Below are 14,904 nucleotides of genomic sequence, written 5' to 3'. Positions count from 1 at the left end.
TCAGGTGTTATTTGTTATGTAATTGTCTTATGCTGTTCCGCTTGAAGCGTCGCCCTCGTTCTCCTCATTAAGCTGACTATTAGTGGCAACGATCGCTGAATCCATCAATTTGATGAGTTCAAGAGCACTTCTGAAATGCTCTGTGCGATTCTCGTCCGCCCATACCACTTTGCCTTGCCAAGTACCGCGCTGGCTGTAGTCAACCTTCACCACGAAAGTAGCCCCCTGCTTCGTGGTTCTATTGGAGAAATCGTTTTTTGAATCGTTACTTTTTCTCATGGTAAAAACCTCACTGTAACCATTTTAGAAAAAGACCTATCATACGACCCATCATAATTTCGATTATTTTTGATTTTCTTTTAGAAAATCCGACAGTATTATTCTAAACTATATTTCACACTTTGGACATAATTTGGAATTAAAATTTCATTCGCGCAAATAAAGGACTGGTGGGGAATTCCCACCAGTCCTTGGCTAACAGTAATTCTTAAAATTTTATAAACCGTTAATTTTCACTTTGTACAGCGATAATATTAATCTGTATTTCGTTCATTATTTCGTTAATTTTTTTCAGTTGTCCTGTTCGTCCTCTTTTTTCCTTCCAACTACGATTACTGTTGCCGCTACAGCTGCTGCCAGGATGATTGCGAAGATTCTTGCTGTTGTATTTGTAGCATCTTCTGTCTTACCTCTTCTTGCTCCAAGAACTGCTCTGCCATCTGCAGGCTCTTCTCTTGTTGCTCCAAGAACTTCCTGTGCAGGTGCTGGTGCTGTAGGTGTAGGTGCATCAGTTATAGTTGTTCCGCCGCTTGGTCCCGGTCCAGGTCCTGGGCCTGGTCCTGGTCCTGGGTCTGGCTGTGGATCTGGATCATCTCCGCCACCACCTTCTGTTACTTCAAGGATTCCAAGATCATCTTCGATACTATAGTTTACAGGATCTGCGTCTACATATGTGATCTCGTATGTATTTTCGCTACTTCCAACTAGTGTCTGTGAACCTGTAGCTACTACTTCGATTGTATCTCCTACGCCCCATCCAGGAATAATTGTTACTTCTGAATTGGTTAGTGCTGATCCGTCATAAACCTTAGAATCTGATTCTGTCTTGATTGTTACCTTCATAGGATTGATGGTAAGAACGCCAACCGTTGGCTCTCCAAACTCAAACTGACTTGTTACTATGTTGCCATTAGCGTCTGTAATAACTGCATTGTTCTGACCAGCTACTATAAGGTCATATGTTCCAACGTTTCTTGCTGTTGTACTTACGAACAGACCAGTTATTGTATATTCTTTTCCATCTACTTCGAAGGTATATCCGTCTTCAGTAGGTCCAGCTGCATCTACTACAAGTGGTGCCAGGAATCTGAATGCTTCCTGAAGCAGATCTGTAACCTGATTTACTACTGTCCTAGATCCAGATACCTCTAAGTCATATCCAAATCCTGAATATGTTTCACCGGTAAAGTCTCTTGATGTGTCAACTGTTATTGCTCTGATGATGTACTTCTGATCTCTTGACTTAATCTTGAGCCATCCATCATCTACTTTAAATGTTACTGTGAAGTTTCCAGTTTCGTTTATGTTTGCGAAATTTCCTTCTCCAAGTCCCATTTCGTATGTAGTATCTGGTGCGCTTCCCTTAGCTATTGCATCATCCTTAGTATCAGGTGTTCCATCTCCATCAAAGTCAAATGCGAAGTCATTTTCTGTATAAAGATCTGTATTTATTACTACATCATATCCTCTTACCTCATGTACTTCTGCATCATAGGTTACTTCATCTGTATGTCCTGTGATCTTTACTTCAACTGTGAGAGGTGTAATTTCAAGAGTACCATTTACTTTTCTTACGTTAAGGAATGCTCTTGTAACGTTTCTACCGTTCTTCATGAATACGTAGCCATCATCTACTACGTTCTCCTTTGTACCAAAGTCTGTGATTGTTCCAGATGCTGTTGCTATTACTTCAACTCCTTCAGGAAGGTTATAAGCTTTTACAGTACTATTTGTAAGTGGTGTTCCGTCATAAACCTTGCTATCAGAAGCTGCTTCAAGGATGATTTCACCCTCAGTTGCATAAATCTCAAGTTCTCCAATTGTCTCAGATGTGATCTGGTAGTCACCTTCAAGAGCTGTTGCATTCTCCCAGTCAATATCATAGTTGTTAGGTACTACTGATATATCTGTAATTGTTGTTCCTGTGATATCTGCAGTTTCATTAGCTACAAAGCCTGTTACCTGTGCTGTTCCTACGAGAGGCTCTCCGTCGTAGAGCTTTCTTTCTGTTCCTGTAGTTACTGTTAATGGAGCCTTATTGATTGTGATCTTATTTGCTGTAACTGTACCTGCTACGAATTCTACGTTATGGTATCTTGCACCAGTACTTGTAAATGCGTTTACATCGATAGCCTTCTCTGTAGACTCACTTACGTGTTTTGCTGATACTTTAACGTCATCAGTAAATGTGTAGTCACTAGTTGTGAAGTCTACTTCTGTACCATTTTCATCAACTGCTTTAAGAACTACGCCATCGACTTCATGTGTCTCTCCATCGTAGGTGTACTCTTCTTCTGTACCGTTTACTGTAACTGTGATCTTTACTGCTTTGTATACTACGTAGATTACGTTAGTTCCTTTAACAACTGTGTATGGTCCGCCAACCTGCTCGCCATCGTGGTAACCTGTTCCTGCAACATCTTTGAACGCATTAAGTTCATTTTCTGAAAGTGTGATAACTGTCTTAACTTCTACTGTTACAGGATCTGACTCACCTATCTTGTTATAGGAATCTGTTGTATCTTTGTAATACTGAACTGTATATGTTCCAGTCTGCTTCTTCCATACTGCGTAAAGAGTATTGGCGTCTGTATTGCCTTCTATTGAATCATGGTCAGCTATGATGTACTTCTTTCCAAGAGCTACCATTACTACGCCATTATCAGCTTCTGTCTTGTCAGTGTTCCATCCGGCCAGGTCGTAATCTTCTTTTACAAAACCATTAGAAGTTGCTGTAGCAAGATCCCAAGCTGTGATAGCTTCATTGACTCTAAGTCTCTGACCACCTTCGTTGGTTGATACTGTAACTGGTGCTGCTCCTGCACCGTTTGAATCGTAAGTGATTGTCACGTACTTATCGTCAGGATTAAGACCTATATCGTCGTATTCTGCTCTAAGTATTACGTAGTTAGTTCCATCAATTACTGTTATGAGCTGATCTGTAATGTCGAAGTTGCTGTTTGGATACAGGCGCTGGTAATCTGTTCCATCGCTCTTAAGGAGCATCCATCCTGCAAATACCTTTCCTTCTGGAGCTGTAGGAGGTGCTGTAACTATTACTGTTGAATCTCCAGCGTAGTTATTTGTATCTCTGTTAGAATCAAGGAGTGTTCCGCCATTCTCATCATATTTAACTTTTACTACACCTGTTCTTCTCCACTTAGCGTAGAGGTTAACATCTGCTGATACCTTGCCGTAGTCGTAAGGCTCACCTGTTTCTGCTACAAACCATCCAACCAGCTCATAGCCGGCAAGTTTGAATCTGTTCATGATAGAGTCTTTATCTACTGAATCATGATATGGTACCCAGAAGTCTCTTGACTGGTTGTTAGAGATCTCTACTCTTCCATAGCCTTCTGTTGTGGCTGGATCCTGATCGTTATCTACGTTAAGATCGAGTTTTACATTGTACCAAGCCTTAGTCCAAACGATGTATGCTCTTACGTCATTACTTGCTGGCATTGTTCTGGACCAGTCGAACTCTGTTGTTCCTGCTGGATCTGCCCAAAGAACTGCCTCGTAATTTGCATTTGTCTTAAGCTCGTATCCTTCAGGAGGTGTTAATGACTTAGCATACTGGATTGCTGCTGTCTTCTGATCTACTAATGGCTCCTCGTACTTAAGCTGATATTCCTTCTCATATTTAGGAATTGGATTTGTATCAATGGCACTTTCTAAAGTAAAGTTGTAGGAGTTACGTGTATAGTAGAACTTGATTGTTCCGTTCTTATGATAAAGAGCTACGTTACCTACTCCCTGTACATATGAGAAGCCAGGTACTGAACCAAATCTTGTAAATCCGTTTAAGAGAATGAAGTCCTCTTCATAAGTAATGTAATTGTAATGAGCTTCTACTGAGTTAAGCTTTACAAAGGTCTTTCCATTGTACTGAACTGTATTTGTTGCCCCAGGAAGTGCCTCTACGTAGAATTCCATTATCTGTTTATAGTCTGCCTTGTTACTTGCATGGAATACTATATTCTCTGCAGGCATAATATCTATGATTACAAGAACCTCTTTGAAGGTGTCACTGTCCTGTGGTTCCCATCTGTAATCTGTATATCCGGTAATCGGGAAGTGATTAGATATATTCTGCTCATAAAGTGCTTCTATAGAATGAACAGTTGTCCACGAACCATTCTTCCTTACCTGGAAGTCAAGTTTGTACTTATTTCTGTCATAATAAACATTTACAACTGTGGAGCCATTTGCTGCAATTTTATTTCCATCAGAAGCGTTTTTATTCTCTACTTCAAATGTCCTATAGGTAAATCCCTTGTAGGTCTTAGTTGTTGCTCCATTGAGGATTGCTGTTGTTATCTCTGTTCCAATCTTCTTATCTGATACTACAAAAGAGCTGTCATAATCATATGTTTTAGCGCTATCTGCTGCATCTACAGCGTCGCCGATATTCTGCTTCCAGATAACTACTGTAAATGGTGCATTGCCCTCTTCCCATCCTGCATAGATTGTTGTCTCAGCGTGGATTGGTGTTGATTCAAATGCAAATTCTGTGTCACATGCTGCTGTTGTATACCAGCCAGTAAAGTCATATCCACTTCTTGTAGGATCTTTTGCTGGTCTTGTTGCATATCCACCGTCTGCTACAAACTCTGGCTTAGTATAGGAAGCGCCGCCGCCAACACCACCATCGTTCTCTTCAAAGTGTACCCAGAATCCGTCTTTGATTATTGCTGTAAGAGTTGCGTTGTTAGGATCTTTTGCGTTTATCTCTTCGCCATAATCAAATTCTTCGTCTGCAAGGTTCTTCCAACCCATGAATGCCTGAGTATCAAGCTTTGGTGTAACCGATACATTTAAAGTAACCTTTGCATCTCCGTCATTTTCTACTGATTTGTGAAGAACCTGAACTACTTCACCTGATATTCCCTTAAGTGTTACATAATATGTGTAAACGATCTTAGCTTCTACGATATATTCTGCGCTTGCAGAGATATCATCTTTTGGTCCAAAAGTAAGCGGAGTTGATGATCCCTGTACGTACCATCCTGTAAACTCCTGATTTGGTCCAAGGGATGGAATTCCAGGATTCTCAAGAACTTCTCCAGTCTTGATGAACTGCTCGGATACTACGTTCCAGTTAGTTCCGTCATATACCTTAAAGATATAGGTCTCAACCTTACGCTCATCTGTTGTATCTGCAGAAGCTACGATGTAGATTGAGAAAGAGTTTGTATCAAAGCTTGCTCCGTCTGAGCTTGCTCCGCTGATTACTTCTGCGTTTCCTGTATCATCTTTGTGGATTACGCTGAAGGATTCACCTTCAAGGCTTGTTCCAAGTGAAATTGAAACATGTACATATTTTGCATCTGCTGGCTCAATTTCCTGGCCATCAGCGTTTTTAAAGGTAATGTCAACGCCCTTAGCCTGCTTAGCTTCGCCATCAAGTGCGTCGTTAGCTGCGTCAAGGGCTTCGTCATCAGATATAGCTGTTACTGACATTGTTGTTCCCTCTGGGAAAATGCCTTCGTCAGCTGTTACTGATACGTTCATTCCGCCTGCTGAGCCTTCAAAGCTCTGTGCTGGCATCTCTGTGAGTTTCATGAATGTTGCTGTAAAGGATGCATCTTCTTCAAGGTCGGATGGAACGAATGTAGATTCTGAGGATACTACGTTTCCGCTTCCATCTACCCAAGCTACGAACTGATAGTAGCTGCTTACTGCTGAAGCTGTTGATCCTTCGAATGTAGCTTCTTTATCATTAACATCTACTGTCTCTTCTGAAAGAGAAACTTTTCCGCCAAGCTCTGCAATGTATTTAACTGTTACGAGCTTAGGCTCTACAACTTCAATTACTATCTCTTCTGATGAAGCAAGTGTAGCTGCATCTTCTGAAGTAAGTGTTGCTGCCTCTGCGGACTCATCAGTTTCTGTCTCGCCTTCTACTGGCTCTTCGCCTTCAACTGTATTTCCTTCTGCTGCTATTTCTGTTGCTGCTGCGTCAGGGTTCTCACCTTCTGGCTGTCCCTCAGGCTGTCCTTCTGACTGAGCTTCTACCTGATAGTCGTCGCCGCCTTCTGGCTGATAATCGCCACCCTGATCATCACTATAATCATCGCCGCCTTCATAATATCCGTCGTCGCCGCCGTCGCCGCCGTTGTCATCGTTGGATTCCTGATATTCAGGAGCTCCGCCCTCGTCTGCTGGCTCGCTATAGCTCTCATCTACTTCATCTTCAGCCATGACACGTACCGTTGCCATGTTGGAGTTGAATGTGGTTGCTATAACTGTCATCGCGAGGATAATTGCTAAAAATTTGTTCCACTGTCTTAACATATCGTAACCTCCTCATAAGATTTGCGAGTGTGTTAACTTGTGTTCCCTGCCAAAAGTTTGTAGATGTTGTTTTCTAAATTATTGAGACTGAATGATTTGATTGAAATCTGATTGATAGTTGCTAGAGACTGATCTGTTTGATTGATCTGATTGATAGTTGCTTGAGACTGATCTGTTTGATTGATCTAATTGATAGTTACTAGAGACTGATCTGTTTGATTGATCTGATTGATAGTTACTAGAGACTGATCTGTTTGATTGATCTGATTGATAGTTACTAGAATTTGTTTAAGATACGGAGGATTCTTCGCTTTGGTCTGGGATCTGTAGCATTGCTCCCTGACTAATAACTTCATCCATGATCCTGATTAGCTCCAGGGCGCTTCTAAAGAATTCCACCCTGTTTTCGTCTGCCCAGACAACTCGTCCTTGCCAGGTTCTGTTCTGACAGTACTCAATTTTTACTACGAAGGTTGCCCGGTTCTTTTCACTATTTGGTTCCCTTGAATGAGTTCTACTTGTGTTCACCATATAGTATTTTCCTTTCATGTTGATATTCTACAAAAATGTCAATCATATCCGACATCATAAAGAGGGGCTTAAATTGTGGATTTGGCTTAAAGAATCCTAAAGAAAATAAAGAGATAATAAACAAAATATGTACAGAAAATAGGAATATAAACACAATATGTTGTGGGGGGGTGGGGGATACCCTATTTCAGCGCTTTTCAGCGGTTTTTCAGCTCTTTTAAACTCCTATATAGAAAAAGAGCTCATTATTGCCCGGAGTATGATGGCGTTCTGTGGGTAATATGAGAAGAATCAACACTATTGCCCATGGCGTAGTGGTGTTCCTTGGGTAATATGAGAAGAATCAACACTATTGCCCATGGCGTAGTGGTGTTCCTTGGGTAATATGAGAAGAATCAACACTATTGCCCATGGCAATGATAAGTTATCTGGGTAATATGGCCGATTTGTTTGATATTGCCCAATGAAACCAAATTAGTTTCGGGTAATATTGGAAAAACAAGCAATATTACCCAAGCTATAGCAGTCTCCTCTGGGTAATATAGAAAAAAAAGGAGATATTACCCTAAATTGCCTTCTCCCCCTAAGATGAGATAACAAATATTGCAGAATAAAATAGAGCTTCTGTTCAAAGCTGAACAGAAGCTCTTCTTATATTAGTAATATCAATTCCAATTTCGAAATCTTTTTTAAAGCATATCAATATACATGTTGCTCTTAAGCTCGTCTCTATCAAGGAATGGTGCAAGATCTTCAAGAGGAGGGCTTGTAAGTGTTCCGTCAGGCTCGCGACGAGCGGAGCTCTTAGGTGCCCAAACCTGCTCTGTGTCTGTGAAGACTTCTACGAAGAGAGGCTCTGGACTGTTAATAGCCTCGGTGACCTTAGCATTAAGCTCATCTCCTGTCTTAATAGAGATGTAGTTATAACCGAAGGCTGCAGCAATCTTATCAAAGGATGGGAATGCAAGGTCTCCACTTTCTGGGCCAATTCCCACCTTAGAATAATCTGAAAAGAGATTATTCTGTGTAAGTCTTATTGAGTGATATCCGTTGTTGTTAATAAGGAAAATCTTAACAGGAAGCTTATTGGTAATAATGGTCTGAAGCTCCTGAAGGTTCATCATGATACTTCCATCACCCTCAAGACATACTGTCGGCTTCTTACCTGCTGCTATGCAAAGTCCGATTGCAGCTGGAAGGCCGTATCCCATGCTGGCTACAGCATTATTGTTGATAAATCTTGTTCCATTTTTGATGAACCAGCTCTGGTGACCTGCTACGCAGCAAGCTCCGTTACTAACTGCTGTAAGTGAGCCCTCTGGAAGGTTCTCAGAAAGAGTTCTCATAAAGCCATATACGTTAACTGGCTCTGAGCCTGTGTTCTTCTGCTCCGGAGATACAACTGGGTACTTCTCTTTCCAGTTCTGGCACTGGGTGCGCCACTCTGGGCAGTTGCTGTAGTATGTCTGGTCATTGCCAGCAGCTGTAGAATCAACTGTAGAATCATTTAATGCACTAAGCATCTTCTCAAGGAAGTTCTTAGCATCAGCATGGATCTTGAGATCAACATGAAGTGTGTGTTTCTCCATCTCAGCCTCTGAGATATCTACCATGATAACCTTGGCCTCTCTAGCCCAGGTTGTCCAGGTATATCCCACCTGTCTGATGGAAAGACGGCTTCCGATAACAAGGACAAGATCTGCATTCTGTATAGCAAAGTTACCAGGTCTGTCGCCCATGTTACCACCGCGTCCACAGTAAAGTGGATGCTCATCTTCTATTAAATCAATGCTGTTCCAATATGTACAAACAGGAACACCGAGCTTATCAACCAACTCTCTAAAGGCATCAAAGCCGCCAGAAATTCTAACGCCGTTACCAGCATATATTACTGGTCGCTTTGCGTCCTTTATCATAGAAAGAACTGTCTTAACATCCTCATCTGAACATTCAGCAGTCTGAACCTCTCCATCAAATCCGCGAAGCTCTGCTGGATCAATCTCTGCAGCCTGGAAATTAACAGGAACATCGATCCACACTGGACCTGGACGGCCTGTACTCATAAGGTGCCAAGCCTTCTCAAGATGGTATCTGATGTCCTTAGGATCCTCCAGCATTACAGCGTACTTACACATGTGCTTGGTGCACTTGGTGATATCGTACTCCTGATCACCAAGGGAACGGAGATGGTCTCCTTCCTGTGAATCTGCATAGTTCTTTTCAAAGTATCTAACTGTCGTGTCGTAGCGGACCTGACCGCTTACTACAAACATAGGAAGTGAATCAAGCCAGCCTCCAAGAACACCTGTAATGGCGTTGGTTCCGCCAGGGCCTGATGTCACACAAAGAGCAGCAGGTCTATTCTCTAGTCTTGAATAGCTCTCTGCTGCAATAGCTGCTCCCTGCTCATGATGAAAGTGAGTGCACTTCATTCCTTCCGTATGACCAAAGGAGTTATTAAGATACATGGCGCCACCGCCTACTACTGTGAAGCAGTCAGTGACACCCTTTTTTACCAAAAAATCTACAATATAATCTGAAACTCTCATGATATCTTCCAAATCTAATTAAATATATTCTGAATAATAATCCAGATTACCACTTAATCCAAGGTGCTCTTCCAGTATCGATAAGCTCAGAAAGCTCATCTCTCTCACGGGCTGTATCCATGCACTTCCAGAAGCCATTGTACTCGTAAGCTGCCATCTGGCCATCCTTTACAAGGTTATGCATAGGCTCTTTTTCAAAGAAGGTGTGATCGCCTTCGATGTAATCGAAAACGCCTGGCTCAAGAACCATGTAACCACCGTTGATACGGGCACCGTCCATGCTTGCCTTCTCTCTGAAGTCGCGAACCATTGATTTGTCATTTCTATCAATATCAAATACACCAAAACGCTGGCCTGCAAGAATAGCTGTTACTGTAGCAAGCTTACCATGCTCCTTGTGGAACTTAAGAAGCTCATTCATATCGATGTCGCAAACGCCATCACCATAGGTCATAAAGAAAGCCTCGTTACCAACGTGCTCTCTGATACGCTTGATACGTCCACCAGTCATGGTGCTGTAACCTGTATCTACAATTGTAACCTTCCATGGCTCAGCCTTCTGAGAATGGAACTCAACCTTACCACTGTCAGCAAAGTCAAAGGTTACATCGCAGTTGTGAAGATAGTAGTTAGCAAAATACTCCTTGATAACTTCCTGCTTGTATCCTGCGCAAATAATGAATTCATTGAATCCATAGTGTGAATATTCCTTCATGATATGCCAAAGAATAGGCTTGTTGCCAATCTCGATCATTGGCTTTGGTCTTAAGTGGCTCTCCTCACTGATACGTGTTCCAAAACCACCTGCTAAAATTACAACTTTCATAATATTTTCCTCTTTAAAATAATCAAACAAGGACTAATTGTAACAAAAAACTTCAAATAAATCACCGTCATAATACACAATATTTGCCATCATATGCAAATATATTGGGTGATATTGCATTCAATATTTTACTAAAACACCAAAAATTGACGTCATATATCATTTAATCTTCTATCAAATAATCTATTTCAAATCCCCAAACTCATCAATGGACTCAAATATCTCATCCAGGCTGATCTTGAGCTTGCCATCATAGATTGCCACTGGAGCTTCTCCCTTGAGGGGCATAACCTGAGGAAGCCAATCCTCTTCCATGAAATTATAAATTATTAGAATTCGCTTTTCGGGATCGACAATCCAGTATTCGCGGACTCCTGCTTCCATGTATTTAGTCAGCTTGACCGTCATATCTTTTTTCCTGGTGGAAGGAGACAATATCTCCACTAGAAAATCCGGAGCCCCATAAATACCAAAGCCTTTAATCTTATCCCTGTCGCAGACTACCAGCACATCAGGTTGAACCATGGTCTTATCATCACAATCTATCTGAACATCCACAGGCGCAGAAAAAGCCTTACACTTACCCTTATTTGCCTTAATATATGAAGCAATGGCAGAATGAATCACATAGCATATATCCTGATGAACAATCCTTGGGGATGACATGTCATAAAAGACACCATCTATCAGTTCCACTCTCTGCTCATCCGGCAGGGCATAATAATCCTCCAATGTATACTCGCCTTGCTTCTTGCTGGAATTACCGTACTTATTGTCATTATTACCAGTCAAACCCTGGCCATCGCCAGATTTTGCGCTATTACCAGATCCGTATACAGCAGCCTCTTCCTGAACTCCATCATATCCTCCCGTGCTACTGGTGCCGTACTCGTAAGCCTTTCCCTGGTACAATGACTCATCACTGGAAAGGACCTTCTCTATGGCATCCAACGTAGCCTTCCTGGGATTAAGAGTCTTGCCTGTGAAGATCTTCTGCAGCGTAATCGCTGGAACCCCTGTGTACTCCGAAAGCTGTGCGTAGCTATAACCACGCATTTCCTTTATATTAACCATCTGCTTAATCGTCATAGTAACACCTCCAAAAGGCATACAAAAAAGACATGTCGCCGTAGATAAATCATACTACTTTGTCATATCTTTTTCAATACTTTTATATCCTTTTATATACTTTCATATATAATTATATCTTTTTACCCATTTCCACCATGATCTTAATGTACTCCTCGGACTTACGGCGCATGATATCAAGGCCCTTTGGCATATTCTTGAGAGTATATCTGTGGGTAATTAGGCTGGTTGGCGCAATTCTGCGCTCCACAAGTCGTGACAACACATAGATCCAATCGTCCTCCTGGCCCTCTTCATTCAGATAAGAAGAATTCCATGTTCCGGTGATATAGATCTGATTGCGGAGAATCTTCCAGTAAGTCTCGCGGTTAAGATCCATGTCCGCTGCGGGATTTCCCACCAGCACAGTTCTTCCCAATGGCGCCGTCAAAGAAATGGCCTGGCCGTAGCTCTCAGGACGTCCGATGCACTCAAAGTACACATCTGCTCCCCTTCCACCAGTCTTGTCCATGACAAAGGCCGTAGGATCGCCGTATCTCACGTCGCAGATATTGTCCTTGGGATAGCCCATCTCTATGATCTTATTCTTCTGAATGTCCTTATTCCCTATAAAGTAGACGTTCTTGTAGCCCGCATCCTTTACGAACATGGATAGCAAAAGACCTATGGTTCCTAGGCCGCACACCACGATCCGGGCATTTTTGTCCACCTTTTTCCCAGCAAAAAGAGATCTGGTAGTCTTTTCCTTGATAAGGCCAGCTCTTTTCATAGCATGGGTCGCAACGCACATTGGCTCTAGCATTGCAGCCTCTTCATCTGATATTACATCGGGGATTTCTAAAAGATTCCACACCGGGCACACCACGTACTCGGCAAAGCCGCCGTCGCAGCGAGACCCCAGGTAGTTGTAGTTTTCGCACATTTCATAGTTCTTTTGCCTGCAGGATGGGCACTCCTTGCAGGGGATAAGCGGATATACACAGACTCTTTTACCCACAAGGTCCGGAGCAGATTGGCATTCCTCCACCACACCGGCAAACTCATGGCCCGGAACAATGGGCATGTTGTGGGCGCCAGTTTTGTAGATCCTGGCGATGTCGGAGCCACAGATGCCTGAAGTAGTGACTCTTACAAGAGCCTCTCCCTCCTTGGGCTTAGGGGCATCGATGCTTACGTATCTTAAGTTTCCGATTCCGAATAAAACCTGTGCTTTCATGGCATTCTCCGCTACTCAAGAATCTGCTTGGCCCTCTCCAGATCTTCATCCGTGGTAACCTTGAAATTCCGCTGATCTCCAGGAATCAGGGCCACATCCAGCCCCGCCATAACCGCAGGCTCTGTGGAGCCCTTGATCAGTAGGATCTTATCTGGTAAAAGAGCTTTATTTGCCTGGTAATACTTCTTATAATCGAAAGCTTCCGGCGCCTGGCCTGCGAATACGCAGTTCCTGTTAAGAAGCTCGTCAACCTTGTCGCCGGATCTGCTGTAATAAACCGTGTCATTCATAGGAAGCACCGGCATTGCGCCGTCATGCTCATCAAGGGCAGCCATGCACTCCTCGATGCATTCCACCGTTACAAAGGGCCTTGCTGCGTCGTGGATAATGACATTCTCGCAAAGGTCGGCAAGTCCCATCTCCTCGATCAGCTTAAGACCGTTATAGATGGACAGCTGCCTATTCTCGCCAGGCTCAGCAAAGCCCAGCATCTTCTCAGAAAGGGTCTCGTTCTCAGAAAGGGCATCCTCGATGTCCTCCTGCCACTTCTCATCCGCCACAACTATGATGTTGCCCACGTAAAGCGTCTGTGCAAAGGGAAGCATGCTGTGGATCAGCATCATCTGCCCGGAAATCTCAACAAATTGCTTAGGTATATCTGATTTGATGCGGCTCCCTTTGCCGCCTGCTAAGATAATTGCGATGTTCATTGCGTTCCCCCGTTTTAGCTATTACTTTTTCATTTATATCATTTAATAATCTGAATACACATATCCATTATAGCATGTATAAATGATTGATATATTGGCTAGGCACAAGTGAAAAAATGCCAGCCATGCATAGAAGTAATTAAATGGCATAACTCATAAAATGTCATGGGATAAAACATTTATCACAGTAAACAACCGAATACTTCTCCCGGTTACGATAAAAGAAATATGTGATAAGCCTCTCAGACAAAAAGCCCGGGTAGCGGTTCTGGTAGCTGTCCTCATACTGTCCGCATTTATCCTGAACCTCAAAGAGAATTGGGAATAACCAGCTGCAGAGCTCATCAAAGGTCTTCCTGTCAGCGATCAGCATGTTGCAAGGGCTGTAGCAGCCCGTTTCTGCAAAGTATTTCTTGGCATCATCTTTACAGCCGTAGAGCCTATCAAGGGCGTCCAGCATGGCCTCCCATGGCTCGTGAAGATGGCGGGATAAGTAGTTGCCCTCTATTGAAGGAGCTACGTATAGCGGAACTGGCAGGATTACGTTATATTGGCAAGTGTTATTATCCCCTTTGCCATTGTTTATGCCAGTTGCCATAGCTCTTTGCCAATTCTCAGGCAGAATAAATCGGCGGCGATAGTGTTCAAGGCCAATGTAACCATCACCTGCGTTCTTCCAGATCCAGTACATTGCTGTAAGCTCGCAGAACTGGCGGTTCTTATCTGAAATGTTGTCGCCGGAATTATCATAGAATGCGCACTGAGACAGATCTGTCTTCGCAAGATCGCGGCCAGCCTGAATGAAACGCTCCTCTGGTAAAAGAGCTATCTCCTTGGAAAGAGGGCTGTCCACAGCGGAGCGAACTACGTAGATGGTGGTACTATCTAACTTATCTGCCGTCTTATCGCCATTAATTGAATTACATTCTACAGATTCAGATTTAGATTGAACAATTGAATCAGTCTCACAATTCTTGAAATCAAATGATTCCAGCTTGCAATAATCCCAGCCCTGCTCTGCAAAGTACTGCTCAACGAACTGGTTTCGGAGCTCATTATCCAGCTCAACGCCCACCAGAACTATATTCTCTTCTGTAAAACCATAGCTCTTCAGTCTGTCAACGATTCCCTGGTGGTGTATGCCACGGGTGGCAACGTAGACAGTGGTATTTGCTGCATCAAAATCGATCTCTTCTTCGGAGTTTTCACCATTATTTCCGGTTTTCTCCGCATTAAAAGGATTTCCAGCAGTCATCTTTACCACTGGAAATCCTTCAATAGTCTCTTGGTTGGGCTCATCATTGTCGTATAGATAGCCCTTAAACTCCCAATCTGGATGAAGTTTTCTAAGATATGCGCTTAGAGTTCTGCCTCTTGAATGCGCACCAAAAATGTAGTAACTCATGT

The 14,904-nt window shown here is 42.8% G+C and carries 9 protein-coding genes; all 9 read right to left on the bottom strand.

The features are described 5' to 3' along the window. Positions 1-27: 27 nt before the first annotated feature. Positions 28-279, bottom strand: coding sequence for a hypothetical protein (locus T541_RS0101350; protein WP_051538025.1), 252 nt, complete (start codon positions 277-279; stop codon positions 28-30). Positions 280-570: 291 nt separating this feature from the next. Beyond that, the gene (locus T541_RS0101345) at positions 571-6,576 is read right to left on the bottom strand and encodes an InlB B-repeat-containing protein (protein ID WP_026651006.1); all 6,006 of its coding nucleotides are present in this window, start codon (positions 6,574-6,576) and stop codon (positions 571-573) included. 288 nt (positions 6,577-6,864) lie between these two features. Beyond that, on the bottom strand, positions 6,865-7,107 hold the full coding sequence (locus T541_RS18470; protein ID WP_051538024.1) for a hypothetical protein: 243 nt from the start codon (positions 7,105-7,107) through the stop codon (positions 6,865-6,867). 689 nt (positions 7,108-7,796) lie between these two features. Beyond that, on the bottom strand, positions 7,797-9,656 hold the full coding sequence (locus tag T541_RS0101335; protein WP_026651005.1) for a thiamine pyrophosphate-binding protein: 1,860 nt from the start codon (positions 9,654-9,656) through the stop codon (positions 7,797-7,799). Positions 9,657-9,702: 46 nt separating this feature from the next. Beyond that, a complete protein-coding gene (rfbF, locus tag T541_RS0101330; protein ID WP_026651004.1) occupies positions 9,703-10,482 on the bottom strand; it encodes a glucose-1-phosphate cytidylyltransferase in 780 nt (259 codons plus the stop codon). A 183-nt stretch (positions 10,483-10,665) separates the two neighbouring features. Further along, positions 10,666-11,571, bottom strand: a complete 906-nt coding sequence (locus tag T541_RS0101325; protein ID WP_026651003.1) for a Uma2 family endonuclease — start codon at positions 11,569-11,571, stop codon at positions 10,666-10,668. A gap of 112 nt (positions 11,572-11,683) precedes the next feature. Continuing rightward, positions 11,684-12,787, bottom strand: a complete 1,104-nt coding sequence (locus T541_RS0101320) for a galactitol-1-phosphate 5-dehydrogenase (RefSeq protein ID WP_026651002.1) — start codon at positions 12,785-12,787, stop codon at positions 11,684-11,686. Between the two features lie 11 nt (positions 12,788-12,798). Continuing rightward, on the bottom strand, positions 12,799-13,497 hold the full coding sequence (locus T541_RS0101315; protein ID WP_026651001.1) for an IspD/TarI family cytidylyltransferase: 699 nt from the start codon (positions 13,495-13,497) through the stop codon (positions 12,799-12,801). A 163-nt stretch (positions 13,498-13,660) separates the two neighbouring features. Next, positions 13,661-14,902 (bottom strand): DUF4422 domain-containing protein, encoded by a 1,242-nt coding sequence (locus tag T541_RS0101310; RefSeq protein WP_034465542.1) that lies wholly within the window; start codon positions 14,900-14,902, stop codon positions 13,661-13,663. Positions 14,903-14,904 lie beyond the last annotated feature (2 nt).

This window comes from Butyrivibrio proteoclasticus P6B7 (genome assembly GCF_000622085.1).
Classification (GTDB): domain Bacteria; phylum Bacillota; class Clostridia; order Lachnospirales; family Lachnospiraceae; genus Butyrivibrio; species Butyrivibrio proteoclasticus_A.
This window is presented reverse-complemented; position numbering and strand designations above follow the sequence as displayed.